Consider the following 26530-nt stretch of genomic DNA (forward strand, 5'->3'; position numbering starts at 1 on the left):
TACAGTCTGATCGATTAGAAAACGACTAGAAGGCCGGCTGCTTTGAGTGCTTCCCGGCGCTTGGTTTCCCACGCGGTCGTCCAGTCATCAGCGCCTGTTTCCTTCAACTCGTTCCACGCGTCTTGCAGAACTTGCTGCCGGCGCAGGAGTTCGTCGTTATGCGCCTGGGCCGCGTCGGTCCATACACCCAGCTCTTTGAACAGGCGGATGGAACCTTTGTGGTATGGAACAACCCATTCGAAGTTCTGGTTGTCGATGGACCAGCCACCGATGCCTGGCGCTTTACCGTCATACTCTGGGTAAAGGTCTATCATCGCCTTCGTCATATTGTAGACGAGAGCATCTTCTTGTGCGTCCGTAGTTACGAGAACCGGGTAGGCATACGCAGCGCCTTTGTGACCGTCGGTTCCGTCGATATTCGCGCCAACTTTGGCCGTGTTCGTTTGGAAAAACGGCGCGATTTCTTGCATGCGTGCAAGACCCTCGGTGTTGTTCTCATCAATTTCAGGCCAAAAAAGTCCGCGCGGTGAAGACGCCGCTTCGTAAGCGGGTCCCGAATTGGTTGAAGCAAAAGCCGCATCAACCTGACCTTCGATCAAGCCTTTCCAGGATGCAGAGTAGCCACCGAAATCTACGCGCTCGACGTCATCCCAAGTCAGACCAGCGTAGGCCAGATAAGCCGTCGTGTTTGCGTTGAGCGCCGGCGCTCCAGTGACCCAGGCAACACGCTTGCCCTTGAGGTCAGAGAATTCCTGAATTCCCACGTCACCTGCAACTCCAGCCGTAAGGTTAATGGCACCACCGGAGTTGGCTAATAATACACGTATGGGCTGCGGGCCCCATTTCTGCTCACCAAACTGGAAGACGCCCTCTTGCGCCATGAAGCTGCCGCCTACGCCTGTGGCTGAGAATTGCACCTGGCCCTGACGCAAGGGTTCTGTCCGCGACACGTCGTTCTTCCCCGGCAAGATCCGAAGGTTGGTACCGGTGGCGGTTTGCAGGGCAGCGCCAATGGCAACAGCTTGATTGTAGCCAGCGGTTCCCGTGCCGTAGGCCGTCCAGGAAAGCTGCTTCGGCAGATTAAGATCAGCAGCACGTGCGGCTGTCGAAACACCCAATAATGCGGCGGCGGCCACGGCAGTCAGAAACTTCATAGAATCGATCCCCCTCGAACGCGAATTAGGTTCGCAATGCGAACGCATCTTTCGCAAAATAATTCTTCAGTCAATGTTTTTTGCTGATGCTCAAATGAACAGCGCCTAAATGTTGACTTGTGGTTCGCATAGCGAAATGATGGCGCGATTATTTGGGAGAAAAAGTTGTATGGAGAAATTTGATGGCGACGCTGAAACTGATCGGCAATTTGTGACCGCCTTGGCGCGCGGGCTGGATATACTTTCCGCCTTTGATGGCCAAAACCGTTACCTCTCGAATTCGGCTTTGGCCATGCGATCAGGCCTCGCGAAACCTACGGTGTCGCGGCTTACACACACATTGACCCGGACCGGCCATTTGGTTCGTAACCCCGAGTCCGGCGAATACCGGCTGGGCGCGAAGGTGTTGCAACTGGGCTTCAGCGCGCTTTCCGCCATGAGTGTCAGCGAACTTTATCTGCCCGAAATGGAAGCCCTGAGCGTCGGGCCCAACTCCTACGTCACCGTTGCTCTGGCAGAGCAGGTGGGAAACCGAGCGATTTATGTTGCAACGCAAAAGTCTACGCAAGCGGTGACATTGTCGCTTTATGTCGGCGCGCGGTTGCCTCTTTTTTACTCCGCTGTTGGACGGGCCATACTTGCTCGGCTTAAGCCAGATGCAAGGGCAGCGGCTGTTTCGTTAGGGGCTGCGGAGTTCCCGGAGCAAAAGGCCCGTATCCAGGCGAGTGTCGATATTGCCGTAGGCGACTATGAAACACTTGGCTATGTGCGCAGCTTTGGCGACTGGAAGAAAGAGATCAACGCAATCGCTGTTCCTGTGACGTCGCTGGATGGCTCGACGATCTACGGCCTCAACGTCGGTGGGCCGTCTTTCCTTGTCTCACCCGAAGAGTTGGAGAATGACTACGCGGAACGGCTAATGGTAGCGGGTAGGCAGCTTTCGTCCAAATAGCATCGCGAGTCTGCTACAGGCAACGCGCTGAGAGCGTCATGTGGCGTGTGCAGCAAAGCCGACTTGTTTCATAGTGATCTGCCGAACCCGAAAAGGTTTGGGATGGACCCCGGCGAGACGGGAAAGAGCCTCCGGGGTCCTGCGTGGTTACTTTGAGATCGCGACCGTGACTGGCGTGATGTCGAGACGCACGTCGGTGTAGGCATAACTGTCGGCCTGTCCATCCAGCGCCTTCCAATAGCCCTTCGTGTTCTCGTCCTGGCTAAAGCGCAGCTCGAACCCTTTGTCGGAAATCCGTGGGTTGAACAGGTACGTCACGACTTCGCTGGCCGAGGCGTTGTCCACCAGGTCATAAGAGACAAAGTGCTTCAGCGTGGCGTTGCGGCTGAAAACGCCAGAGACGGCCGGATCGGGGGTCTGGAAATACTCGTCGCCGCCAATCGTTTCGTATTTCTCGGAGGTGTTCACAAAGCCTTCGCCAAAGGTCCAGCCATCGCCCTGTTGGAAAAAGCTGACGCGGACGTTGTCATAGCTGCCATCCTCGCTGCGCTCAGTGCCGCGCACGTCGATCACGTGCACTCCGCCGCTGCCCAGCACTTCGGCGGTATTGCCGGTCACGACAAGTGCGGTATTCTCCTCAATCCCGAACCCAAGCGGTGTGGTGTCGCGGTGCTTGTAGGTGGTGGCAACCAGACGGCCATAGCGGGCCTGGCGGTCGAAATGCTGGTCGATCACCCCATGTTCAAAGATGCCAAGACCGGTATCAAGCCAGACCGGGCCATAATCCTGTTCCGCGGATGACCCGTAGGTATCGGCGAACCCCACCGTTAGCGCGGAATAGCTGTCGCCCGAGGCGATCATTGCCTGGCTCATGATCGCCGCACCAGCACTGGTGCCGCCGATCACACCGCCGCGTGCCAGAACGCGTGACATCGCCTCAGCTGCGGGTCGTGCTTTGCCTTCGGCGTTCAGGAGCGTTTGGCGCAAACGCATCTGGTCCCCGCCGATCATCCAGATCGCGCTCAGCCCGTCTATCTGGGCCACGACCTCTGGGTTGTCGCCATTGTCGACCCAAGTCGATTCGTCCTCGTCAGTCTTGCTGTCGTCTTTGACGGAAATTGGCAAAAGGATCAGTCGGTCCTCGGAAATACCCAACGCGGCCATCTCGTCCAGGAACTTACGGGCGTTGCGATAAGGCTTGCCCGACGCGGCCGGGATCACCCCGATACGGGCAGTATCAACGCCGCCGGCCATCGAAATGAAACGCTCGTAAACGGCCGTGTTGGATGCGCGGAGCGCGCCGCCGACAAGTAAAAGACCGCCGCCAGAATTGCTATCGGCCAAGGCAGGCGCAGCAGGCATCCAAGCCAGGGCCGCAGTTGCGGCCAGGCCGACTGCCAGAATGCTGCGACGCGCTATAGGGCCGGTCATCTGGATGATATTTTTGGTAGTTGTCACGGTCTTCTCTCCCTTAAGTAGCCGGGATACGCCCGGCGGCGATGGTTCCAGTCGTCCCGCGCCCAAAAAGACCCCGTTTTGACAACGGGCGCAGGCGTTACGTCAGCTAACGCCTGCCAGAGCGCCATAGCATACGCGCCCATTGTCTTGATTACGTGTTTGAGGCCCTGTTTGATGGCACCACTACGGTACGCATCCACCAGGCGTCGGCTCTTGAGTGCCATTGGTCGCTGGTTTATAGTATGATCGATTATTTTTCATCGAATATAAAATGAAAGAAAAAATGTCAACTCAAGCCTGGTCGGTCTCTGCAGACCAGCAGTTCGCAGAGTCTGAAATCGGGCGGCGCATCACGGTGCTTAAGACCGAAGGGTCGGCGTCGCAGCGTCGGCTGTCGGACCTGATCCTTCAAGATCCGGTCTTCGTTGCGACGCGCGGTATCGAAGATTTGTCGGCGGCGACTGGGATTTCGGCCGCGACGATCAGCCGTTATGTGAAGGAGATTGGCGTCGACGGCTATGCCCAGTTTCGCGCCCAAGTCGCTGACGCCGTGCATGAACTGATCGTACCGGTGTCGAAGCTTGGGCTTAGGTTCAGCACGCCGGGTCCGGGTCCGGGGGCAGCTGGCGAAAGCCTGGCCTCGGCCCACGCGCAAATGCAGTTGCTGTCTGATGTCGAGATGCTTCGTGCCATTTCTACCGCGTGCAAGTTGATCGCAGATGCGCGGCAGGTCTGGGTGATGGGTTTTGGCCTGAGCGCACATCTGGCAGCAATGCTAAGCCTTGGGTTGCAACCCTATCGCGAAGGGGTGCACAGCGTGGTCGACCTTGGCGGCACAGAGGCCGCCGCAGCCCGGCTTGTGGCAGTTTCAGAGGCTGACCTTCTGATAGCGATCACCTTCCCCCGGTATTCCGCAGACGTTGTGCCATTAACGCGGTATTGCAAGGAAAACGGTGCGCGTGTTTTGGGCCTGACCGACGCAAGGGTGGCCCCGATTGTTCCGCACTGCAGCGAGCTGCTTCTCGCCCCAGCCGCACACCCTGTCCTGTCCTCCTCATCGTTGCCGGGCCTGGCCCTGATCGAGGCATTGGTCAGCGAGTTCATCATTTCTGACGTGGAAAACATCAAGCGGTCAGAAAAGCTTGCGGCAGCATTGGCGCGCTTTGTCTCGGGGTAGAACCAATAAGGCCCAACCGCCCCGAACGTGCACAGATGGGGGTTATGAGGAACACAAGAGGAACGCACGATGCAGTGACCATTCGCTGCGCGTTGTTTGAACAGGTAGGATGCGGGACAAAGCTCCAATTCGCTGCCAAGCAGCATCCCGGTCGTAGAACGTCAGAAATGCGCAGAAAGCTGGCATTGCCGCTAACCGCAGCAAGAACTGCCGTCTTGAATTGGCGGACATGGGACAGTTGCGTAGGAACAAAAAACACAGCAATCGCCTTCCAATGGTTTCAAGACTGCCTTGCATGATTTGCATTCATAAAACCACTGGCACGAGTCAGTTGGCATTCTTTCGGTTTCAATGTGTCCACACCGAGGGCAGGTCAAAGTGCTATCCAACACCACAGTTTGTTTTGTCATTGTCTCACATCTGCATGATTAAATAATCGTTGATTTGCGCCTCATTGAACACGATGGCCCATGAAAGCGCGGTGATCGCCGTGCTTCCGACAAGCCACCATTTCAGATTTGCCAGCGTCCCGTTTCGATGCGCTACGATCCATGAAACCGCGACGAGCGCTGTTGAAATGGCGAGAACATAATAGCTTGTCGCGGCTATTCTTCCGAATACCGCCAACCAACTGCCACCCAAGCCTAACAACATCATGGCCATTGGAAGAACACAGCATGTTGCGATCCCCAGAGCGGAAACCGATCCCAGGTAGCTGAGAGTCACATATTTCTTCATCATGCGCTCCCTGGGTACTCGATTTGATTGTGTTGAGGAGTCGACATTCAGAGCGTATAACTCCTGTAGTAACTACAGGATCAAGTGGAGGCACTTCACATGATTGCGATAGGTGAGGCTTCCCGGCAAAGCGGGGTCGGCATAGAAACCATCCGCTACTACGAACGCGAAGGTATCGTACCAAGACCCGCACGAGCTCTGAACAATCGTCGCCTCTATTCAGCAAACGATGTGGGAAGACTTCGATTTTTGAAGAAGTGCCGCGACCTGGGGTTTCCTCTATCTGACACAAAGGTGCTTTTAGAGCTGTCAGAGGGAAGTGCTGAAGATTGCCGGTCAGTGAAAGAAATGGCCGAGGCACACATTGCCAGCGTTCGAAGCAAGATTGATGAGCTCAGACGCCTGGAGCGTGCCTTGAGTGAGCTTACAGCCAATTGTGATAGTGGTAACGTTCACTGCCCGATGCTGCAAAGACTGAGAACGATGGATGATATCTGACTCTGGCCGCTGCGCGGAAGCTCAGGGTCTCAGATTTAGCTAAATGACGTCAGACCAAGGTCTGTGGTGCGATAACAGATTGTAGTTCATAGTCGATTTCACGATGAGAACGAAAGTAGCTGACCTGACGATTGGCAATTGGTCGTTGTCGCGAGTCTTCCTTGCGGCCAGCATTTTCGTGATGGGTACTGCTACCGCATTCGTCGGGGTCTGGGTGTCAAATCGAATCCAGAACGCAGTCGTGCAAAACTCCGCCGACTCCGCAGCGCTGTATATGGAAAGCGTAGTATCCCCGCTCAGCCAGGAATTGGCACATGGCGACCGCCTTTCTGAGCAGGCGAGCCGAGCGCTGGACGAGATTTTTATGACCCAGCCAATGCGTGACCGCATCGTTTCCTACAAATTCTGGAAGCAAGGCGGTGTGATTGCGCATGCCTCGGATGCAGACATAATTGGAAACCGCTTCAATCCAACGGATGACTTAAGGCGAGCGTGGAGCGGTGATATCTCTGGCTCTTTCGAAGAGCTTGATCACGCCGAGAGCGCCGCCGAGGCGGCATTGGGGATACCACTACTTGAAGTTTACAGTCCCATCCGCGAACTCTGGTCCGGCGAAATCATCGCAGTTGCGGAGTTCTACGAAAGAGCTGATCAGCTGGAGATAGATTTGGCCAAGGCTAGGCGAACAAGTTGGTTGGTCGTCGGTTCCGCATTTCTGGCAAGTACTATTGTTCTGTATTCCATCGTCGCAATTGGTGACAAGACAATTAGACGACAGGGGGCTCTTCTTAATCAGCGTCTGACAGAAAGTGAGAGGATGGCCGAGCAGAATGCTCGGCTGCGTTTGCGTGTGGTCGAGGCGTCAGAAAGATATGCCACGCAAACAGATCGGTTCCTCAAAAAACTCGGTGCCGAGCTACATGATGGTCCTGCGCAATACCTGTCGCTCGCCGCACTTAGACTGGAGGCGGCGTTTTCCAAAGAGTCCGAAAGGCCTAAAGAGGCAGAGGAAATTCAGCAGTCTTTGCAAAAATCTCTGGCTGAAATTCGTGCAATATCGCGAGGGCTTTCCGCGCCAGATATCGACAGCTTGTCACTCGTCGATGTTGTGAAGAGAGCCGTAGAGGATCACGTCGAACACAGCCCGTTGCGACCGGACATTTCACTTTTGGGTAGCCAGGCCCCAGAGTTGTCATTGTCCGACAAGCTGTGCGTTTTTCGGTTCCTTCAGGAGACGCTTTCCAATGCCGCGAGATATGCTCCAGCTTCCAAGTGCATTGTTATCTCTGAGGCGCAGAACGACCGCATAGTTGTAAAGGTCAAAGACGACGGACCTGGTTTTGACAGGTCAGAAAAAACCGCGTTGCGAGACGATGGTGGCCAGGGGCTTATGGGCTTGCGGGATCGGGTCGAGAGTATTGGCGGTAGGTTTGAAGTCGCATCGAGACCCAGTGAGGGCACCACTGTTTCTATGACACTCTTTCCCAGAAAGTTAGGCACATCATGACTACATCTGTCGTAATAGCCGATGATCACCCGATATTCAGGGATGGTTTGCAACGCACGCTGGATGAAGCTGATGGTTTTGAAGTTTTAGCTGCTGGGTCCAGTGCGGAAGAGGCAGTATCGCTGGTCGTCACGCATCAGCCGGACATAGCCATTCTTGACCTCTCGATGCCCGGTGGCGGGATAAGTGCGACACGTGAAATTGCAGCGATGGCAAATCCGCCGTTCATTGCAATCTTGACTGTCTCAGAGAATAGAAGCGATGTCGCGGACGCCTTGGAGGCGGGCGCGATTGGGTACATTGTGAAGGGAGTAACCGCGAGCGAATTGACTGCTTCCCTACACAGCATCGCCGCAGGTGAAGGGTTCGTTTCTCCAGGCTTGGCCTCGCGGGTTTTGCTTAAACTCAACGCTGACACCGGCATGTCAATTAACAGCAGCATTCTTGATGACCTAACGCGTCGTGAGGAAGAAATACTTAGACGTTTGGCCAAAGGACTGAGTAATCGTGAAATCGCTGAAGAGTTAGACCTTCAGGAAAAGACCGTGAAGCACTACATGACGGCAATCCTGTCCAAGCTTCATGCGCGAAATCGGGTAGAGGCCGCGCTTATTGCACATGATGTTTGGAACAAGGGAGATTAACAGCGGTCTCTTTGACCTGCGCCCCGAATCTTCCCTCGATCTGATGTAGAGTTTGCTCAACCTCTTGAAGGAGCAAACAGATGCGAAAGAGCCGTTTCACGGAAGCCCAGATTATTGGGATGATCAAAGAACAGGAAGCCGGGATGCCGACGGCGGAGGTGTGCCGCAAGCACGGTCTCAGCCAGGGCACGTTCTACAAATACAAGTCGAAATATGGCGGCATGGATGTGTCCGACGTTGCTAAGCTAAGGGCAATGGAAGACGAGAACACCAGGCTTAAACGCCTGCTGGCCGATACGATGCTGGACAATGCAGTTCTGAAGGATCTTCTAGGAAAGAACTGACGACACCGAATGAGCGGCGAGAGGCAGCGCTCAGAGCGATGCGGGATCACGACATCTCGCAACGCCGGGCCTGCCGACTTGTCAGTGTCGATCCGCAGACCGTCCGACACGAACGCCCGTCCCGCCTGCCCCGGCAGTCGAAACGCAGTTTCGATGAGAGGGGGACAACCCAGAGATACGCAAAGAGATGAAGGCCGTCGCCGCCAAGCGCCGTCGGTTCGGCTATCGGCGGATCGGGGTGCTGCTGGAGCGCAAGGAAATGATCATGAACCACAAGAAGCTGTATCGGCTGTACACGGAGGAGAAACTGGGCGACAGGCGACGACGGGGCCGGAAGCGGGCGCGGGGATTGAGGACGCCGATGCCGGAGGCGTTGCGGCCAGGTGAGCGCTGGTCCTTGGATTTCCTGTCCGACACATTCGGGGCCTCACACCGGTTCCGCATTCTGGCTGTGAACGATGATTGTTGCCGCGAGAACCTGTGCTTGATGGCTGATACCAGCATTTCAGGTGCCCGTGTCGTGCGGGAGCTGGACGCGCTTGTCCGGCTCTGCGGCAAACCTGTCAGGGCGTCCGGGGCTCCGGATGCTCCATGACCTGCTGACCTAAGCAGCCGGAAATTCCCAACGTACTATGGATCAGAGTTCACCAGCCGGGCGATCCTGAAATGGGCCAACGACAACAATGTCGACTGGCACTACATCGATCCTGGCAAACCGCAGCAGAACGCCTTCATCGAGAGCTTCAACGGCAGTCTACGCGATGGACTTTTGAACGAGGAGATGTTCGACAGTCTGGACGATGCCCGCCGAAAGCTGGCGCTATGGCGTTACGATTACAACAACGTCAGACCACACTCATCGCTCGGGAACCAGACACCTGCAGAAGCGTGCCGGACGCTTGAGCAATTTGAGGGCTCCGCGGCCGGCGCGCTTGCCCAGACCGAAACTGAGGAATATGAAAGCCAGGCCCGCAGACTCACGTTATGAATGAGGGAGCCTCGGGGGGGCAGGTCATCTTTAACGACGATGGCGGCCACTCTCTATCAGAAGCCGCCAACGAATTATCGACTGGTGCTGCTGTTCAGTTGGCAACCGACCGTAGCCTCCGGCGATCAGAGGCCGTTGCGTTTCTCTCAACAACAGTCCGGTTGTAAGGGTCTTTCAACTCGTAGCGGCCAAACTCGATTTCCTCTTTCCAACCATTGGCATAGTTTACTTCGATATTGTTGCCCTGACGTTCGATCTTCGTGGGCCGACTTCCAGCAGTGCCGCCTTGCCCGGAAGAACGCACGTTGTCGATTGAGATGCCATTTGCCAAAGACCGAAGCCTTGAGATGTCAGCACCAGTCGCGGGACGCTCTTCAACAGTTCGGTTCTGAGCATTTTTTCTCTCATACCGACCGTTTTCGATTTCCTCCTTGGTTCCGTCGGCGTAACGCACTTCAATGCCGTTAGCGTTTGTTTCGACCTTCGTTATCCCCGCCGAACCCGACGGTTTGCCCCCTGCTTGAGACCGATCCTTCTTTCCGCTGCCTTTATTGGAACGCTTGGAGTCATCATCATCGTCGTCGCGACCACTTTTTCCTGATCCCGATTTGTCGTCACGGTCATCATCTCTGTCGTCGTCGCGATCATCGTCTCTATCGTCATCACGATCATCGTCCCGGTCGCCACCACCGCCGCTATTGTCTGACCCAGAGTTGTCGTCACGATCATCGTCGCGACCATCCCCGTCGCTTCCCTTGCCGCTCTTGGCAAAGGCATAGGACGGTTCAAAATGCAGGCGACCATCGGCATCAAACGCTGGCACATAAGGCGTCGCCGCAATCAACGAAGCCAATGCCGCGGTACTAAGAAGTTGACCCAGCTTTCTTTGAATTTTCATTTTCGCCTCCAATTCTGAGCATCACGCTTCGTGACGTTGGAGGCAGGTTACTTCTGGTTCGGCTTTCCCACATCGGGCTTAGGTCTGACGAATTTCAAGCCGAACGTCTTAGTCAGATCAGTCAAACCAATAGAGTTTTTGCTGAGCCATGTGACCAGTTTAGTGGGTTCTAACCCCGTCACCCTTCAATTCGTCATCAGGTTCGAGGTGAATGACAAATACGGAACCCGGATACAAACGATCCAATTCTTCCTCGATGTCATTGCATATATCATGCGCCGCGCTGACTGGCATTTCGCCGTCCACAACAAGGTGAAACTCCACGAATATGACATTTGCGGATCTACGCCCTTTTAGGTCGTGGTATTCCAAGGCTGCTCCGAGATTTGCTTCGATAGCGTTAGAAACCGTCTGCAAGTCATGATCGGAAAGGCTCACATCCATAAGGCCATCGACGGATGCTCGAATAACTTTCGATCCCTCCCACAAGATGTTCAGCGCAACGAGAATTGCCAGAATTGGGTCGAGGATAAGCCAGCCGGTAACAAGCGCAAGTATAAGCCCCGCGATGACACCAACTGAAGTCATGACATCTGTGAAAATGTGCCGGGAGCTTGCCTCCAATGCAGGCGAACCCTCGCGCCTGCTGATTTTGAGCAATAGGTAGGCCCATACGCCATTCACGCCCGTTGCAATGACATTGACGGCGATTCCAAGAAGTGGTGCATCCTCAAGATGGGGGTTCGGGAGCGCTAGTGCGGCTGCTCTAATGATCAAGAACGCTGCCAGCACAATCAGAACGCCCTCGACGACGGCAGAAAGATACTCGGCTTTTTTGTGACCGAAGGGGTGGTTTTCATCAGCAGGCTTGTTTGCGACCCGAACTGCGAAATACGCCAACAGCGCCGCAACGACATTCACGGTGGATTCCATCGCGTCAGATAACAAAGCCACCGAGCCTGTCAGCCACCAAGCGAGAAGTTTCAGAGCCAGTACGGCAATGGATATCGGAATGGACCAAAGAGCAATTTTTTGTGCCATTTGACCACGACCCTCAGTCAATCATGAACAGAAACTCGGGTTATTGGTGAGCTCCGATGTTCAAAACGTAAACAGGTATTTGGTGAAAAGGGAATAGGCCTCACGGCTTCTTAACGGCGACAGCATCTGGTCCCCGCCGCAAGACGCCAAATGACTGTTACTCTGATGGAAGCCCCGTCGACGAAACAGGAACAGATTTGAGATAGGCGGCAATCGCCAAACGATCCTCATCCGTGAGGCGAGATGTGTTCTCGATAACCTCCACCATCTCACCACCTGCGCTGTCATAATCCGGCGTGAAGCCAGATTTCAGGTATTCGGCAATGTCGGCCTCGGACCAATCAAGTTGGTTTGAGGTAAGGCCGGGGATGCGACCTTTCCCGCTTGGATTTGGTGCACCTGTCAGCCAAAGGTCTCGTTTCAAACCACCTAGACTATTTCGCGGCGTATGGCATTCAGCACAATGACCCAGCGCCTCGACCAAATACCTGCCATGTTTTTGTTGGTCGGTCAGCTCACCTTCGACCACCCAGCCTGGTGACATGAACAAAAGCTTCCACCCTCCTAGTCCACGTCGAACGTTGAAGGGAAAGCCAACTTCATGCACAGCGCTTAGGGAAGGTGTCGCTGGAAGAGTGCCAAGGAATGCATGGAGCGAAACGACGTCGTCCGCCGACATATTGGCGTAAGATGTATAGGGGAATGCTGGAAAATAGTGCTGCCCTTCGGGTCCGGTTCCATGGATCAGAGCATTAGCCAGGTCTAGGGCAGACCAGGACCCAATACCAACTTCTGGGTCACTGGAAATGTTGGGGGCAATGAACGTGCCGAATTCCGTCTCAAAACGGCGACCACCGGAGAGCATGAGCTTTTCTTCACCAACCGCATCCGCCGCTGAATGACAGGATGCGCATCCTGCGGCGTAAAACACGATTTCACCTCTGGCGAGATCTGGGTTCAAACCGTCAAGTTGAGATCGATCCATTCTTTGTGGTCGGGTCAGCACCAAACCGGCCAACCCAACCAAAAGTGCAACGAAAGCAGTGAAAAGGAAAAACCGCTTCACAGCTTTCTACCATTTAGTCTTTCGGTGCTCTGTACGCTTTGTGACATGCCGAACAGCTTCCACCCAGATCGCCCATAGCCGTTTTCAGGGCATCAACATCTTGGCCAGCCGCAGCCTGCATCGCAATAGCGGCGTCTGCCATGGCCTGCCCTTTGGCACCCACGTCGGGGAAATTTTCCCAGATCGCAGGTAACGCTCGGGAGGACGGATCGGATACATTGTCAGATCCTTGGGGCCACATCGCGGATTGGTCGATCTGCGTTAGTACAACAAGGTTGTTTGCAGCCCGTGTTGCGGCCTCGGCATCATAATCCACCTCGCCTTTGGCCATGCCGCCAAGTGTACCAAGATTGAAGGCGTAGAGTTGCATGATTGAGGTTCGAGCCTTCACAGCCGGGTTTTCGCTTTCGTGGGCGATGGCAGTGCCAATTGCAGCCACTGATAAAATACCGGCCGCAATGATCGAAATTTTCTGCATCATGGTGTGTCTCCCTGTTCAATACTCCGAATGTTATCTTGAACGAATTTACTTGTAATTGTTTGTTATTGGTCGTCCCCTGTTAATTTATGAACAATGAAAACTGGAATGATATTAGGTACGCGTTAGCCGTAAGCAAATACGGTTCGTTAAACGCGGCGGCGGCGGCTCTGGGCGTTACGCATGCCACAGTCTTGCGCAGAGTGGCCGCATTCGAAGAGCGCAATGGTTGCCGGATTTTTCAAAAAAACCCGTCAGGATATTCCGTTCTGCCCGAAGCCAGTGCGATCTTTTCGGCCATGGAAAGCGTCGAAGACGCTGTGCTGTCGGTGGAGCGAGCAGTTGTAGGAGCAAACCGGTCTCCTATGGGTCACGTGCGCATTACGTCTACCGATAGTCTTTGTCAGATCGTTCTCCCTCGCATCCTGAACGAGATCTCACTTCTTTACCCAGGCTTGAATTTGACTCTGCTGAGCCAAAATAGCCACCATGATCTTTCCAGACTGACAGCAGACATTGCTGTGCGCCCATCGATAAAGCTTGGAGAAGGACTAGTTGGGCAGCGTGCAGGAACGCTGTCCTTCGGCGTCTTTGACGATGGTTGCCCAAATCGCAAATGGATGAGGCTTGATGGGGCGTTAAGCCGTTCACTTCCTGCCAAATGGCTGAAGGCGAATGTGAGCGCCGACGAAATGACCAACGGAGCAGACAGTTTTCTGGTGCTACAACAGATGGCTGCATCGGGAGCTGGAAAAACCTTTCTGCCGTCATTTTTTGGCGATGCGGATACCCGCCTTAAAAGGTCGCAGGACGTATGTTCTGAGATTGAAGTTCCGCTGTGGGTCGCGACGTTAGAGGAAATCTCGCAAACCCCTAGGTTTGCCATTGTTCAAAAGGCGTTAGTTGAGCGTATATCTGAAGCGCTAGCTAGGTGATTTCATGCAACACAGATTTTCGAGATCTTGCATTTTTGACTTTCCAAATTTGCAAAGTCCAGTCGGATATGTCTGCTTTGCGCTCTGACCTGCTGATCAAAAATGCAGCATAGCTTTAACTTTGCTTGGTAGGTCTGGGCTCATTCCGGGCCTTAGCTGCTTGATTAGCTAATGACGGTAGTGCGGGACAAAGTAGCCGTTTGGTTTCACAACCCAGTGACTACCTTTCGATGAAATGCAACTAAGGCCAATCGAAAAGCACTTTTTCATAAGTTGGGGGATGGCCCACTCACAAATCACCCCCCAGCCGAACTGGACTGCAAAGGTCCAGGACGGTTGACTAAAACCCTTCAATTGCGGTTTCTACTTGACCGCAAAGCTTATCAATATCGCGCTCAAGCATATCGCTTTCTCGGGTCTCATCTCTGACCGCAGATAGTTCATCTACAACAGCCCGCAGATCTTCTTCTAGAGCTGCTTCAGCAATACGTGCCAAAGCTCGTATGAGGGCTGCTGTTACGAGACCATTGCCTCTGGCTGCGCGTCTCAGTGCTGGCATCGAGTCGTGAAACAAGGACTCTGCTGTGATGGATGGATAAACCACCCGCACGGCTCCGTCGTCATCCCGATACACACCCGTGCAGAGCTTGGACGACCACGCTCGAGCCAGAGACGCCGAAAGTCGGTCGATGCAGACTATTGCGGTAAACGTGTCGTTGACACCCGGTGACAACGCCCGGAGTGCGATTTCAACGAGAAGATGGACAGAAAAACGGATATCTCCATTAGGATCTCGAGCGGGGATCAACGGAGCTGCTGCTTGCACTAGATCATTGAGGCTCTCGTCACTATCCCCATAAACATTGGCCAAAGTGTCCGTTGGAACCATAAAGTCACCTGGCTGCACATCAAAAACGACGACTGCTCCTGCTTCTTCGGCCGCACTCACCAGACCTTCGGTATCGATCGAGTTCACATATCCAGTGCCCGAAGCCGAGACTTGACGTTTGTCCCCGTGCTCAGGGATTGCCGCTGAAGACGGAATATCTGCACTGTTTTCGATTGCGGTGGTCACTTGGCGATCCAAGGCTTCAGAAATCCGCGCCGCCTCCTGATCAATTGTTACGCGCGTCGATACTGTATGAACGAACAGCAACAGCAAAAGAACTGAGATGATCGAATAGATTATTCCTATCGCAACGGCCAAATTAACGGATGTGTCGTCGCGTATCAGCCACAAGATCATCAAGCTGTATAAAAACGTTGCTCCAAGGGAGCCAACCGCAATCTGATTTACCCTGTCTTCGCCAAAGCGCTGCAAGAGCCTGGGTCCAATAGATCCTGCTGCCAAAGTGTAAACCAGCAGAACAATGGAATAGACCATGACCAACGCGGACATGGATGCTGCCGAGATTGCGCTCAGTACATCGCTCGCAGTGCGATTTGAAACGCTTAGCCAATGGGATGTAGTCCAACCCCAGCCCACAAGCGCATGCTCAGTCTTGAAGACAACCCCAGCCACCAAAAGCCCAGACAGACTAATGGCGGCAGGGATGGTTAGGAACCCGCGAAAATACCTCACTAAGTCTCTAGGTGTTTGCATTCCGGTCCCCATTCACAACACGCGCTTTGTTCATGAACCCAGCATGGAGCTTTTCGCGAACCGGTCGGCCGCCTTCTTCAAAGCACTCTGCATATCGTCCCATGCAGCCTCGTAGCCCTGTTTGACATCCTCCCAGGCTTCGTCGCTGGTTGACTTCAACTCTTTCAGCTGAGCCTCTGCGTCGGACCTTAACTGGTAGAGCTTGCTGAGTTGTTCCTCAAGCTCGAGTTTGGCATCCGCTTCAGCCACCTTCAGCTTGGCTTCAAGAACATCAATCTGGGCCTTCCAACTATCCAGTTGCAGCTGTGCTTTTTTCTCGTACCCAACACGTGTCATCATTTTTCCTTTCTTCTCAAGCGGTGGTTCAGATCAAGGGGAGTCGCCCATTAGGCCGCAACAATTGCCTTGAGCATCCAGACCGCTTCCTCATGCTTCGCCATCCTGGCGTTCATCAGATCCTCTGTTGCTCCATCGCCATAACGGGCGGCGGTCGCGGCAGTCTCACGTAGGTTCCGGGCAATCGCTTCATGGTCTGCGACCAATTGTTTGATCATGCCCTCTGCATCTTTGACCGTCTCTTCTTCGTTCAGCTTGGCTTGGCTAACCATGTCAGTGAACGAGATGGGTGCCACCTGACCCAACGCGCGCACACGCTCTGCCAATTCATCCGCGGCTTCGAAAAGGTCGCGATACTGACGCTCTGTGAGCTCATGGATCGGCAGGAAAAGTGGGCCCACGACGTTCCAATGTGTGCCTTGCGTTTTCACCATCAGGACCGTGGTATCGGCCAATACTTCCGTCACCGCGTTGGCGATCCAGGCGTTCTTGTCGATACCTGTTTCGTTCGTTTCTTCCTGAACTTCAGACTTCAAAACTTGCTGTATCATTATTACTCCGTTTCGTTGCTTGTGGAGTAAAACTTAAGGGCGATACGTAAAAAGTAAAATAAAAACATATACTTAACATGGGTATCCGACACATCATGGGGTACTTCATGATCCTGGGTATCCGGTCCAACATGCCAACATTGATGCAGACATACAGGCCCATTGCCATACATGCTTGGAGTAACTGACGTAAGCTACTGAGGTCATGCCAGTGTCTGATCAAAATCGACCACCAAAGCGCACTGAAAAACTGCAACTGATGCTCGACCTCGAAGAGCTTAAAGAAATCGATGATTGGCGGTTCGAGAACAGGTTGCCATCCAGAGCGGCCGCCATTCGTGAACTCATCCGCCGCGGTCTAATTTCCAATGAGTTCGAAGAACCACCTACTGACGCGCCTTCCGGTGAGTTTCGGGTTGTGGACGAGCGACAGGAAAGTCCGCAGAACATTCTGGTGAAGTCCCAGGACGGTTCGCGGTATCGCGCGCTCGGCTTTTGAATACCGTATAGTGCTCGATCCGCTGTCAAAGTAACTATGCCCGCTTTGGGCTCATTCGGCATCTTCGCCGCTGTCTCAATCAACGTCGGCTTCGGTTTCGGTGTCTGCGAGCGCGCGGTAGACGGTCATTCTCGACACCCCCAATTGACGGGCGATTTGGGCTTTGTCGATGCCCTCGCCTGCCAATCGACGGATCTCCTCCTCATCGACGGATTTCCGCCTCCCCTTGTAGACGCCTTTGCCCTTAGCGGCGTCAATCCCAGCACGCTGCCTGTCACGGATGAACTTGAGCTCCATGTCGGCCACCATACCCAGCACGGTGATGACCATTCGGCCCATGTCACCGGCGGTGGTGACTTCGGGTTCGAGTACGCGGAGTGACGCACCCTTGGCGTCCAACTCGTGAACCAAATTTAACACATCACGGGTGGATCGGCCCAGACGGTCCAGGCGGTGCACGACCAGTTCGTCGCCGTCACGCAGGAACTCCATCACTGTCGCCAGCTCGGAACGATCATCGCGAGACGCACTGGAAACCGTTTCCGAGCGGATGACCTCACAGCCCGCTGCCTTCAGTTTGGCTTCCTGAATGTCGAGTTCCTGGCTTGACGAGCTGACGCGGGCATATCCGATCTTGGGCATGGCGTTCTGTCACATTAGGGTGGTTTGCACTCTGATACTGTAACAATGAACGACTGACCACTCATTTGTGACATTCCTGCATGTCACACCAGCCTGTCTCCTGAGGGTATACCCAAATGTGACATACAGATCACGCGGCCATTGCTCCGAAGTCGATCCGCTTGTCCAGGTCAACATCAAACCGGCCATACGGGTTGATGTGGGAATAGATCAGTGGTGTGAGGCCGTGGTAATCCCGCTCGGACAGGCGGGTTGCCCATCCCGGTTCCGGCAACACGGATTGCACCATGCGCGTGTTTACATAGACAAGGGATGCTTGGAGCAGATGCAAGGCATGGGCGGAGATTTCCTGATCGGCAATCCGGTTGCTGGAAATCTCGCCGTCTTTGCCAAAGAACACGAAACCATTGGCGCTGTTCCAGTTCTCCACCACATGCAGCCCTTCATGAATCTCGCGGCGGAAATCCTCGGATCCAAGATAACGACACAGAAAGATTGTCTTGATCGCTCGCCCCAGTTCAGCGAGCACTCTATAAGTCGGGGCATCACATCGGCGCGTGCAAAACGACGCAGAATCGCTTCCGGATCAGCCGTGCCGTGCTGCATGGCCGAGGCGTATTTGACCACTTCATCGTACTGTCTTTCGATCTCTGCCCAGTCGATGGTACCAGCCAGGATGGGCATGAGATTTGGCAGTTGTCCTCGTATGCCTGCGCTTGGCAAGGCCAGTTTCTGCCTGGCAATGGCCTTCAAGCGTGGGGCTAGTTCGAAGCTTAAAAGGTGACAGAAGGCGAAACCAATGGCACTCTGGCCGTGGCTATCAACATACTGGCGCTGGATTTCCATGTCGGTGCAATGGCGCAAAACCCCTTCGATCATAGCCGCCACTTCGGAAGATGAGCAGCGTTTCGGTTGAGAGTAAATGCAGGTCGCTTGGCGCTCGACATGCCAATAGTTCATGACGCCCCGCCCGCCGTATCGGGCGTGCCATTCTGTCATCAGATTGCGATCCCAGGCCCCGAATTTGGAGGAATCTGCCGCGCATGCAGTTCCTGCATCACCCCATACGGCCGGGTTCCGAACCGCCAAAGTGGCATCCGCGACTTTTGCCGACGCAGCCCGAAGCGAGGCCGGATCAATGTAGCGGCGACGGATATGCAGCAGTTCATCATAGCTGGTCTCAGGCACCCCAGTAGCCACCCGTTTCAATCCGGCATTGGTGCCCAGACCGTACAGACACGGAAGCAAACGCTGGTCTCTGACCTTGCGCGCAAGCGCCTCACGGCTCGCTGAGGTTTCAAATACATCCAGAAACTCGGTATCAATAGCCGTTTCCTTTAATGCATCCAGCAGACCTGCCATCGGTTATCGTCTTCCGATTTCTGCCTTCAATGAAAGGAGGCCACGTGGTTCGGGCGTTGGTGCGAAAGACGTGACACAAATTCGGTTTTCGCCAGACCATCGAAACCGGACCAGGTCATTGGAAGGCAAAGTCCCATTCAGTTCGTGCAATTCGAATTCCAGTTGCTCGCGAACTGAGTTGGAAAACTCCCGCGCATCCTGGGTGAGCTTCAGTCCGGCACAGTAAGCCGCGCGCCTCTCTGAAAAGTCCTTTGGCAAGTCGTCATCCGGATTGCGATAGCGATCCGCGCCCTCAACCCAGATTTCCTTGGCACGGATACGATCTCGTAATTGTGTCAGGATACAGATTTCATAAGAAATAACGTTCAGCCGACCCCGGTGATCAAAAACGGTGTCACGCCATTTGCGCGGGATGGATCCGTCGGGAGCCAATGACGCCGGAGCGACGCGTCGCCCTTCCTCATTCAGGTGAGTGATCAAAGACAGAGCATCAAGAATCGGACGCCAGCTTTCATTGTTCGAGCGAAAATTCAGCACAGTTAACAGCGAGGGTAACATCCGGTGATAATGGCTGGCCCAGAAACCTCGCATCACCATCTGAATCCGTGCATCCAGCGTACCCTTCGCACGATGCTCGTCAATGATCGCTTTCAGTTTAGCAGCGCCCGCAACAGGGAAGATCACATCCGAGACCCTGCCATTTGGGGTCATCATCGCCGCAGTGGTGATATCGACCAGCAATCGCTCCTTGCCGTGCACTTTTTCAATGTCGGCAGCGATCTTGCCGATCACCTTGCGCCGGGATTTCGTCCCGATCCGGTGAATTACATCAATCAACAGATCCGTCAGCGCACCGATCAGGTGCGATTTACGAGACATTATATACAGGGCCAGTAGCCCAACCCGTTTCTGATGGGCATGACGGCGCATTTCATAGGCCGTTTCGCCTTCGACACGGCGCGCAAAGTGTCTGAGCCAGGGCGGGTCGGCATTCTCAATTACACCAAATGGAAGATCAAGGCCCTGTATAAAGGCCAGTCGGTCTGCGGCTTCCAAAACGTTGTCCAGAGTCGCGGCTCCAACATCATCTTTCAGCCGAAGAAAACCATGCACGGCTCGTGGTTGGGCAAGGCATTCTTCCAATGCTGCGCTTGTCTTCTTCGTAACCTTGCCCGAGACCTCTGCCAGAAAGTGCTCTTGGAATGCATGCAGCGCAGAACGGACCGAGCGCTCCACAATCTTCCGCGAGGGCAGGAATATCGCGTTCTGCAACGCCCACCTGAAACCAAAATCAATGAGAGGGTCGATGGTTGGGCCTGATCTGGCACTCTCCTCGACAAGCACAGCTTGGAGTTCCGCGATCCCGCTCATTCGCCCGTCGAAACCCAAGATGGCGTAAGATATCAAGGCGGTGACGACGGGCAGCGTCTGATTTCAGATCGTATGGACGAACATTGGTGCCCAGCTGTTCTTCAACATACTGAACCCGGTCGTCTGCAATTTCATTGAGCGTATCTGGAAAATACCCGCGACTTCGAAAATGAACCAGCTGAAGCGCCAACCCTGCGCGCATCGCGTGACGATATCCCTGAACGAAATCTAGCTCGCCATACGACAGGCTCCAGACATTCAGCTCTTCGCGATCCATCTGAATACTCCTTGACCAAAACGGCGAACTTCCCGAGGAACCAGAAAACCGTCAAGTGTTCTCTTGTTCTGCCATTGTTCCTCATAAGGCGTATCTGTGCACGCTCGGGGCGGTTGGGCCAATAAGCCAAGCTTTGACTAATCCGGACAATTACATGAACGCGTTCTGGTCGCGTGGTTTCCGATCTCATAGGTTTCATGCGGCCAGAGCGAACATTTTGTACGTAAGCTCGATCTCTTCCTGAACGTCTGTTTCCATCTTGCGGATAAGGTAGTTCTTGACTGTGCGGATGGCCCCAAGGACATGCGGAGTTTATTCGGCGGAGTTTGGGGAACGAAAACTCTGAGGATACTCGGTAGTCCTTTCAACGGTGCATATTCGCTTGCAGTCTGATTGTTCCACCATTTCTTGTCGATGTGTCGGATACTGTCGAACCTTCTCGACAGCCCTGCGTAGTAATGGCCTTGGCCGCCTTCGCGTCATGCATGGCAATCAGTTAAAACTCAATCATCTGACCGCGCCGATCAGTGGCGCCCCTCTCAGCGAACAGATCTTCGGTATTCTGGTCGGAAAGCGGGTAGCGCTTTTACTAACCTACTCCTCAAATTTTATGCAGGTTTTGGAGTGGATTAGCTATCTTCTGCTCCTGCGGGTCAATCTGGGCGTAGACCCTTGGGCCAGCCCTGGTCGACTCTCGCTCTGACTTGACCCGAACGGGATACCATCGTCTGGAGTCTGCACACCTGAGAAAAGCCAGAGATTAACTTCAAACTGGTCAATACCGATTGCCCCACCCACACATTACAGCCAGAAAGGTCATTGGACTAGAATTTGTGACAGTTCCCGTGCCTTGACCGAGCATCCCGCAATCTGGAGGAGCTTACCCGGACTGTGCGATCGGTTCTGCCCAGGCCAGTCCATTGTGTGACAATTGATTGATGCAGCTATTAATGACCGGGTGGAAAATTCCGAAAAACTCCAGGTCAGATCCGGTCTCAGTTGAAAGCACGACATTGGTTGAGGTCGCAAATTTGACAACAATACTACTATCCAGTTTCGCCCTTTCGTCATCAACGTAGGGAAGATTTCCCCCCTTCAGGTTGAAGATTGCATTGGCGACGTGACCAGGCATACCCTTGTTGATCAAAAAGCTCTCATAGGCGCTTGTGAACTCCTCAGTTGCAGGCTTCTCGGCGATTTCTGGGCCATAAACGCGCGCGATGACCTGCTGCGCGTGGGCGTTGATCGCGCCCGGTTGCAGGGCAAACCGAAGACCGCCGATCACGGTTGCCAGACATACACCTCCAAGTAATGCGCCACGTCTTGAAATCATCATCGTACTACCTCCGCCGCGCGTAAGGATAATGCAGACAGAGTCAGGGACGGATTCGCCGGTGAGCAGGTCGGAAACGCCCCGGCGCCCAAAGCGAAGACGTTCGGAACCTCGTGCAGCCTTAGATATTCATCCACGACCCCTTCTGCAGGATCGGTACTGATGCGGTGCGTGCCCTGGATATGGGCCTGGCTGGGCAAGATGCCGCTGACTGTCATACCGTCGAGGGTGTCCGGAATGATGCCCGGCAGACCCTCCAACGCGCGCTGCAATCCCTTGTATGCATAAGGATGGTGGCCCGTCCATTCGACGACCGGAACGTCATTTTCAAGAAGAACCTTGTTTTCGGCAAGAGGCAAATCCTCGGCTGCAAGAGTCAGCACCAACCTGTTGGTCCATTTCCCGACTTCTTCGCGAATGTCGGGCATCGCGTTCGTGCTTTCGATCAGCACAGCGGCGGCTTCCGATCGGTCGGTGTCGTGATAGAAATGATATCCGTGGCTGGTTTCAGAGGTGCCGCCAAAGTAGTTCTTGATCGTGGCCGTATCGACAACCACCCTCTGTGAGGCTTCCTCATGCAGATACCGCCCCAGCGCCGGTGACGTCACACCGGAGCGTAGCAGAATGGCAGTGTTGAAGATGGCATTGGCCCCCAGCGCGAATAGACTGCTTTTGACTTTGATCTCTTCCTCGTTTGGGCCGCGCAGGATGCCATACGTTGCCCGCCCCCCTTCGACCAGCAGCTCTCGGAGCTCGGTTTCCAACACGTAGCTGGCCCGCGGATGTGCAAGCTGATCAAAACCGTTCAGGATCGTGAACTTTGCGCCTGCCGGGCAAATACGGCATACGCCGTTCGCGCAACAATTTGGCCGCGTTCCACCATTCGCGCGCGCGGTCGGCAGCGGAACCCACGACGGGCTGTAATCCCGCAGAACCTTGTCGGAACGGGACATTGGATGCGGCGGATAAGGAAGCGGATTGGCGCGCGGTATAATGTGGTTTGACTTGCCGCCAGCAACCTCCATCAAAGTTTCGGCCCGCTCATAATAAGGGCTAAGATCATCGTAACCGAATGGCCAGTCCATCCCGACGCCAAACAGTGAATTCATCTGGAAATCATCTGGGTGAAATCGCGGCGTGTCACCATGCCAATAGTTGGAATTTCCGCCGAAGACTGAAAAACTCAGCCATTTTTTTTCAGAACCCGAAGTGTTGCGTTGCGCGATTGTTTCCCTGGCACCCCAGCCATCCCGAAGCTGCGCTTCGTGCGAACGAAACGCACCTTTTTCAATGATAAGGACGTCCAAATCCAGCGGCAAAGCATGTGCAAAAAACATTGCAGCAAAACTGCTACCGACAACGACCACATCCCATTCGCGGGACGCGACCTCCGCAAGTTCAATGCGATTCATCTATACACCCAAGCCTCTGAAGAGGCGCAAAACAAAATCAATCGTACAACGGTCTTCGTGACTCCAGCCTACCCTGCGACTGTGGTTTGTCAAATCACACTGATATGTCGAGTTTTTACGAGACAATTGACAGACGCCGCGCAGATTGTTGTCTCAGACTTTTACAGCAACGGATCAAATCTCAAGCGCGGCCAGTTCGCCTTGTGTTATTATTGGTGAAATGCCTCTGCCAGCCCCGGATCAAGTTGATGCGTGTGCAAAAACGCGTCATACCCTTGGTGGTGCCGCAGTTGGTCGGTTTGGCGTTGGCCCTTCTCTTGCCATTCCTTGCCAGTCGGCTGCCTTGGGTCGCCTGTTACGGAGCGTGAAATATGCGTCTGAGCCAATGCCATAACTTCCACGACTTTCGGCGACTGGCCAAGCAGCGGCTGCCGGGGCCAATTTTCAACTATATCGACGGTGGCGCGGATGATGAGGTGACATACCGCGAAAACACCATCGCGTTTGAACGCTGCGATCTGTTGCCTTCGGTCTTGCGCGGGGTGTCGGATGTGGACATGTCCGTTACCGTGATGGGGCAGAAACTGGATATGCCGGTCTATTGCTCCCCCACCGCTTTGCAGCGTTTGTTCCACCATAAGGGCGAGCGCGCCGTTGCAGCAGCGGCTGAGAAATACGGCACCATGTTCGGCGTTTCCTCGTTGGGTACAGTCTCGCTTGAAGAACTTCGGCAGAAACACAAGAACCCGCAGGTCTATCAATTCTATTTCCACAAGGATCGCGGTTTGAACGCGGCCATGATGCAGCGTGCCAAAGAGGCGGGCGTCGAGGTCATGATGCTGACCGTCGACAGCATCACCGGCGGCAATCGCGAGCGTGACCTGCGCACCGGCTTCTCTATCCCGTTCCGCCTGACATTGGGTGGCATGATCCAGTTTGCGATCAAGCCGATGTGGGGGATCAACTATGTCACCCACGAAAAATTCCGCCTGCCGCAGTTGGAAGAGCATGTGGATATGGGCGGTGGCGCCAGTTCGATTGGTGGGTATTTTACCGATATGCTGGACCCGTCGATGAACTGGCAAGACGTGGCCCAGATGGTGCGCGATTGGGATGGACAGTTCTGCCTGAAGGGCATCATGACTGTCCAAGATGCCAAGCGTGCAGCCGAGATTGGGTGCACCGGTATTATCCTGTCAAACCACGGTGGCCGTCAGCTTGACGGGTCTCGCACGCCTTTTGATCAACTGTCCGAGATCGTGGACGCGGTTGGTGACAAGCTGGACGTGATGATGGACAGCGGTGTGCAACGCGGAACCCATGTTCTGAAAGCGCTGTCGTTGGGGGCTAAAGCAGTTGGCGTTGGGCGGCACTATCTTTATCCTTTGGCTGCGGCAGGACAGGCGGGGGTAGAGCGGGCCTTGGGTCTGATGCATGCCGAGATTGAACGCGACATGAAACTTATGGGCGTCACTAGCGTCGACCAACTGAGCCGCGAGAATATCCGCTTTCGAACAACCTAGTCAGAGGCAAGAGCCGAAATGACCAATGACGCATTGATCAAACTCTTTCGCTCGATCGTCGGATCGCGCCACGTCCTGACCGGAGAGCGCGCGACTGAGAGGTTTCGACGCGGCTTTCGCTCGGGCGAGGGTCAGGCGCTGTGTGTCGTTCAACCCGGTAGCCTGCTGGAACAGTGGAAGGTGCTGCAGGCCTGTGTCACGGCCGACAAGATCGTCATCATGCAAGCCTCGAATACCGGCCTGACAGAAGGGTCCACACCCAAAGGAAGTTATGACCGCGACGTTGTTTTAATCAACGTGAGCCGAATGAATGCTTTGCACCTTTTGCAAGGCGGGCAGCAGGTGCTTAGTTTTCCGGGCGCGTCGTTGTTTGAGCTGGAAAAGCAGCTGCGCCCGTTGGGGCGGACGCCCCATTCCGTGATCGGTTCTTCCAGCATCGGCGCTTCGATTCTGGGCGGGGTTTGCAACAACTCGGGCGGCTCGCTATGTGAACGCGGCCCCAGCTATACCGAGCTGTCCCTTTTTGCCAAGATCACCGCTGATGGCGAACTGACGCTGGTGAACCATCTGGGTCTGGATCTGGGCAACTCTCCCGAGGAAATCCTGACGCGGCTTGAAGCTGGGGATTTCGACAAGAACGCCCCCACGCCCGAGGGGCGCAATGCCTCGGATCCGGATTACACGACGATCTTGCGAGATGTCGATGCGGATACTCCGTCGCGCTTTAACAACGATGGTCGCCTGTTGTACGAGGTGTCTGGCTGCGCGGGAAAGCTAGCGGTTTTCGCGGTCCGGCTTGACACATTCCCGACCTATGACCGCGAGCAGGTTTTCTACATCGGAACAAACGATCCCGCTGACCTGACGGAACTGCGGCGTCACATCCTGAAAAAATTTGAGACACTACCGGTTTCGGCCGAATATGTGCACCGCGAGTGCTTCGACATTGCCGCGAAATACGGCAAGGACACACTGGTGATGATCGATAAGCTGGGAACCGACAGGCTTCCGATGTTTTTTGCATTGAAGGGCGAGGTGGATTCGCGCCTGAACAAGTTTGCGTTGACCAGAGGGTTCACGGATAAGTTCATGCAGATTGCCTCGCGTCTATGGCCCGAACATCTGCCGAAATTCCTGCATGAGTTTCGTGACAAGTACGAACACCACCTCATCCTGAAAATGCACGATGGCGGTATCGAAGAGGCAGCTGGGTTTCTGCCCGACTTCTTCGAAAACCGCGGTGCGGAGTTCGTCACCTGCACGCCGCGCGAAGCCAAGATCGCTGGATTGCATCGGTTTGCCGCCGCTGGTGCCGCCGTGCGGTATGGTCATGTTCATGCGGCTGAGGTCGAAGAGATCCTGGCGCTGGATATCGCGCTTCGCCGCAATGACCGTGACTGGTTCGAAACTCTGCCCGCCGAGATCACAGATCAGCTTTTGGGCAAAGTCTATTACGGCCACCTGATGTGCCATGTGATGCATCAGGATTATATCGTCAAAAAGGGATGTGATCCCAAAAAGATAAAGGCTGCGATGCTAAAAATTCTGGAAGAACGCGGTGCGGAATACCCGGCAGAACACAATGTTGGCCACCTCTACGAGGCCAAGCCCGATCTGGCCGCACATTACAAACGCTGCGATCCGACCAATTCGCTCAACCCGGGTATCGGTAAAATGTCCAAGGCGCGCAATTACGGCGAAGAAAACGCTGCGTAAGCGTTTTCGCGTGATTTGGACGCACGT

25 protein-coding genes and 2 pseudogenes are annotated in these 26530 nt (G+C 54.5%); 10 read left to right on the top strand and 17 right to left on the bottom strand.

The window, feature by feature from the left end; all coding sequences use genetic code 11:
* Positions 1-14 precede the first annotated feature (14 nt).
* Entirely contained in the window at positions 15-1154 is a 1140-nt protein-coding gene (locus tag AC2FIT_RS16870; protein ID WP_496831194.1) for a TAXI family TRAP transporter solute-binding subunit, read from the bottom strand.
* A 169-nt stretch (positions 1155-1323) separates the two neighbouring features.
* Between AC2FIT_RS16870 and AC2FIT_RS16875 the strand changes: the two genes are divergently transcribed.
* On the top strand, positions 1324-2106 hold the full coding sequence (locus tag AC2FIT_RS16875; protein ID WP_496831195.1) for an IclR family transcriptional regulator: 783 nt from the start codon (positions 1324-1326) through the stop codon (positions 2104-2106).
* A 147-nt stretch (positions 2107-2253) separates the two neighbouring features.
* On the opposite strand, the gene AC2FIT_RS16880 is transcribed toward AC2FIT_RS16875, so the two are convergent.
* A complete protein-coding gene (locus tag AC2FIT_RS16880) occupies positions 2254-3564 on the bottom strand; it encodes a cyanophycinase (RefSeq protein ID WP_496831196.1) in 1311 nt (436 codons plus the stop codon).
* 283 nt (positions 3565-3847) lie between these two features.
* Between AC2FIT_RS16880 and AC2FIT_RS16885 the strand changes: the two genes are divergently transcribed.
* Positions 3848-4741, top strand: a complete 894-nt coding sequence (locus AC2FIT_RS16885) for a MurR/RpiR family transcriptional regulator (protein WP_496831197.1) — start codon at positions 3848-3850, stop codon at positions 4739-4741.
* Positions 4742-4932: 191 nt separating this feature from the next.
* Here the strand turns inward: AC2FIT_RS16885 and AC2FIT_RS16890 are convergent, their stop codons facing one another.
* Both AC2FIT_RS16890 and AC2FIT_RS16895 read right to left on the bottom strand, forming a co-directional pair.
* Complete coding sequence (locus tag AC2FIT_RS16890; protein WP_496831198.1) at positions 4933-5151, bottom strand: GDCCVxC domain-containing (seleno)protein; 219 nt, start codon at positions 5149-5151, stop codon at positions 4933-4935.
* A 4-nt stretch (positions 5152-5155) separates the two neighbouring features.
* Positions 5156-5479, bottom strand: coding sequence for a hypothetical protein (locus tag AC2FIT_RS16895; protein ID WP_496831199.1), 324 nt, complete (start codon positions 5477-5479; stop codon positions 5156-5158).
* Between the two features lie 99 nt (positions 5480-5578).
* On the opposite strand from AC2FIT_RS16895, the gene AC2FIT_RS16900 reads away from it, so the two are divergent.
* From AC2FIT_RS16900 to AC2FIT_RS16915, 4 genes and pseudogenes are all read left to right on the top strand, one after another.
* Positions 5579-5977 (top strand): MerR family transcriptional regulator, encoded by a 399-nt coding sequence (locus AC2FIT_RS16900; RefSeq protein WP_496831200.1) that lies wholly within the window; start codon positions 5579-5581, stop codon positions 5975-5977.
* Positions 5978-6080: 103 nt separating this feature from the next.
* Positions 6081-7484: a sensor histidine kinase gene (locus tag AC2FIT_RS16905; RefSeq protein WP_496831201.1), complete on the top strand. Its 1404-nt coding sequence runs from the start codon at positions 6081-6083 to the stop codon at positions 7482-7484.
* Positions 7481-8128: a response regulator gene (locus AC2FIT_RS16910; protein ID WP_496831202.1), complete on the top strand. Its 648-nt coding sequence runs from the start codon at positions 7481-7483 to the stop codon at positions 8126-8128. The genes AC2FIT_RS16905 and AC2FIT_RS16910 overlap by 4 nt, the downstream gene beginning before the upstream one ends.
* Before the next feature lie 80 nt (positions 8129-8208).
* Positions 8209-9460: pseudogene (locus AC2FIT_RS16915) on the top strand (IS3 family transposase).
* 94 nt (positions 9461-9554) lie between these two features.
* Here AC2FIT_RS16915 and AC2FIT_RS16920 read toward each other — a convergent pair.
* The 4 genes from AC2FIT_RS16920 to AC2FIT_RS16935 form a co-directional block, all read right to left on the bottom strand.
* Positions 9555-10358, bottom strand: a complete 804-nt coding sequence (locus AC2FIT_RS16920) for a hypothetical protein (protein ID WP_496831203.1) — start codon at positions 10356-10358, stop codon at positions 9555-9557.
* Positions 10359-10517: 159 nt separating this feature from the next.
* Positions 10518-11399: a cation diffusion facilitator family transporter gene (locus tag AC2FIT_RS16925; protein ID WP_496831204.1), complete on the bottom strand. Its 882-nt coding sequence runs from the start codon at positions 11397-11399 to the stop codon at positions 10518-10520.
* 157 nt (positions 11400-11556) lie between these two features.
* Positions 11557-12465: a c-type cytochrome gene (locus AC2FIT_RS16930; protein WP_496831205.1), complete on the bottom strand. Its 909-nt coding sequence runs from the start codon at positions 12463-12465 to the stop codon at positions 11557-11559.
* Between the two features lie 13 nt (positions 12466-12478).
* Complete coding sequence (locus AC2FIT_RS16935) at positions 12479-12946, bottom strand: c-type cytochrome (RefSeq protein WP_496831206.1); 468 nt, start codon at positions 12944-12946, stop codon at positions 12479-12481.
* An 86-nt stretch (positions 12947-13032) separates the two neighbouring features.
* On the opposite strand from AC2FIT_RS16935, the gene AC2FIT_RS16940 reads away from it, so the two are divergent.
* A complete protein-coding gene (locus tag AC2FIT_RS16940; RefSeq protein WP_496831207.1) occupies positions 13033-13878 on the top strand; it encodes a LysR family transcriptional regulator in 846 nt (281 codons plus the stop codon).
* Between the two features lie 340 nt (positions 13879-14218).
* Here AC2FIT_RS16940 and AC2FIT_RS16945 read toward each other — a convergent pair whose 3' ends face one another.
* Genes AC2FIT_RS16945 through AC2FIT_RS16955 form a run of 3 tightly spaced genes read right to left on the bottom strand, consistent with a single transcriptional unit; the run spans position 14219 to position 16368 of the window.
* The gene (locus tag AC2FIT_RS16945) at positions 14219-15493 is read right to left on the bottom strand and encodes a DUF2254 domain-containing protein (protein WP_496831208.1); all 1275 of its coding nucleotides are present in this window, start codon (positions 15491-15493) and stop codon (positions 14219-14221) included.
* Between the two features lie 18 nt (positions 15494-15511).
* Positions 15512-15820, bottom strand: coding sequence for a sll1863 family stress response protein (locus AC2FIT_RS16950; protein WP_496831209.1), 309 nt, complete (start codon positions 15818-15820; stop codon positions 15512-15514).
* Between the two features lie 47 nt (positions 15821-15867).
* The gene (locus tag AC2FIT_RS16955) at positions 15868-16368 is read right to left on the bottom strand and encodes a Dps family protein (protein WP_496831210.1); all 501 of its coding nucleotides are present in this window, start codon (positions 16366-16368) and stop codon (positions 15868-15870) included.
* Between the two features lie 259 nt (positions 16369-16627).
* Here AC2FIT_RS16955 and AC2FIT_RS16960 point away from each other — a divergent pair, with 259 nt between their 5' ends.
* Positions 16628-16867, top strand: coding sequence for a hypothetical protein (locus AC2FIT_RS16960; protein ID WP_496831211.1), 240 nt, complete (start codon positions 16628-16630; stop codon positions 16865-16867).
* Positions 16868-16942: 75 nt separating this feature from the next.
* Here AC2FIT_RS16960 and AC2FIT_RS16965 read toward each other — a convergent pair whose 3' ends face one another.
* The 6 genes and pseudogenes from AC2FIT_RS16965 to AC2FIT_RS16990 form a co-directional block, all read right to left on the bottom strand.
* A complete protein-coding gene (locus AC2FIT_RS16965) occupies positions 16943-17509 on the bottom strand; it encodes a recombinase family protein (RefSeq protein WP_496831212.1) in 567 nt (188 codons plus the stop codon).
* A gap of 130 nt (positions 17510-17639) precedes the next feature.
* A pseudogene (locus AC2FIT_RS16970) lies at positions 17640-18871 on the bottom strand (Tn3 family transposase).
* A gap of 3 nt (positions 18872-18874) precedes the next feature.
* Entirely contained in the window at positions 18875-20242 is a 1368-nt protein-coding gene (locus tag AC2FIT_RS16975; protein WP_496831213.1) for a Tn3 family transposase, read from the bottom strand.
* Positions 20163-20519 (bottom strand): DUF4158 domain-containing protein, encoded by a 357-nt coding sequence (locus tag AC2FIT_RS16980; RefSeq protein ID WP_496831214.1) that lies wholly within the window; start codon positions 20517-20519, stop codon positions 20163-20165. The genes AC2FIT_RS16975 and AC2FIT_RS16980 overlap by 80 nt, the downstream gene beginning before the upstream one ends.
* An 880-nt stretch (positions 20520-21399) precedes the next feature.
* The gene (locus AC2FIT_RS16985) at positions 21400-21855 is read right to left on the bottom strand and encodes a hypothetical protein (RefSeq protein ID WP_496831215.1); all 456 of its coding nucleotides are present in this window, start codon (positions 21853-21855) and stop codon (positions 21400-21402) included.
* Positions 21852-23264, bottom strand: a complete 1413-nt coding sequence (locus tag AC2FIT_RS16990; RefSeq protein ID WP_496831216.1) for a GMC oxidoreductase — start codon at positions 23262-23264, stop codon at positions 21852-21854. Before AC2FIT_RS16990 ends, AC2FIT_RS16985 begins: the two co-directional genes overlap by 4 nt.
* Before the next feature lie 371 nt (positions 23265-23635).
* Between AC2FIT_RS16990 and AC2FIT_RS16995 the strand changes: the two genes are divergently transcribed.
* Positions 23636-24787, top strand: coding sequence for an alpha-hydroxy acid oxidase (locus tag AC2FIT_RS16995; RefSeq protein WP_496831217.1), 1152 nt, complete (start codon positions 23636-23638; stop codon positions 24785-24787).
* Positions 24788-24805: 18 nt separating this feature from the next.
* Positions 24806-26503, top strand: coding sequence for a D-lactate dehydrogenase (gene dld / locus AC2FIT_RS17000; RefSeq protein ID WP_496831218.1), 1698 nt, complete (start codon positions 24806-24808; stop codon positions 26501-26503).
* Positions 26504-26530 lie beyond the last annotated feature (27 nt).

The sequence above is a fragment of the Ruegeria sp. YTSA135 genome, from assembly GCF_059610165.1.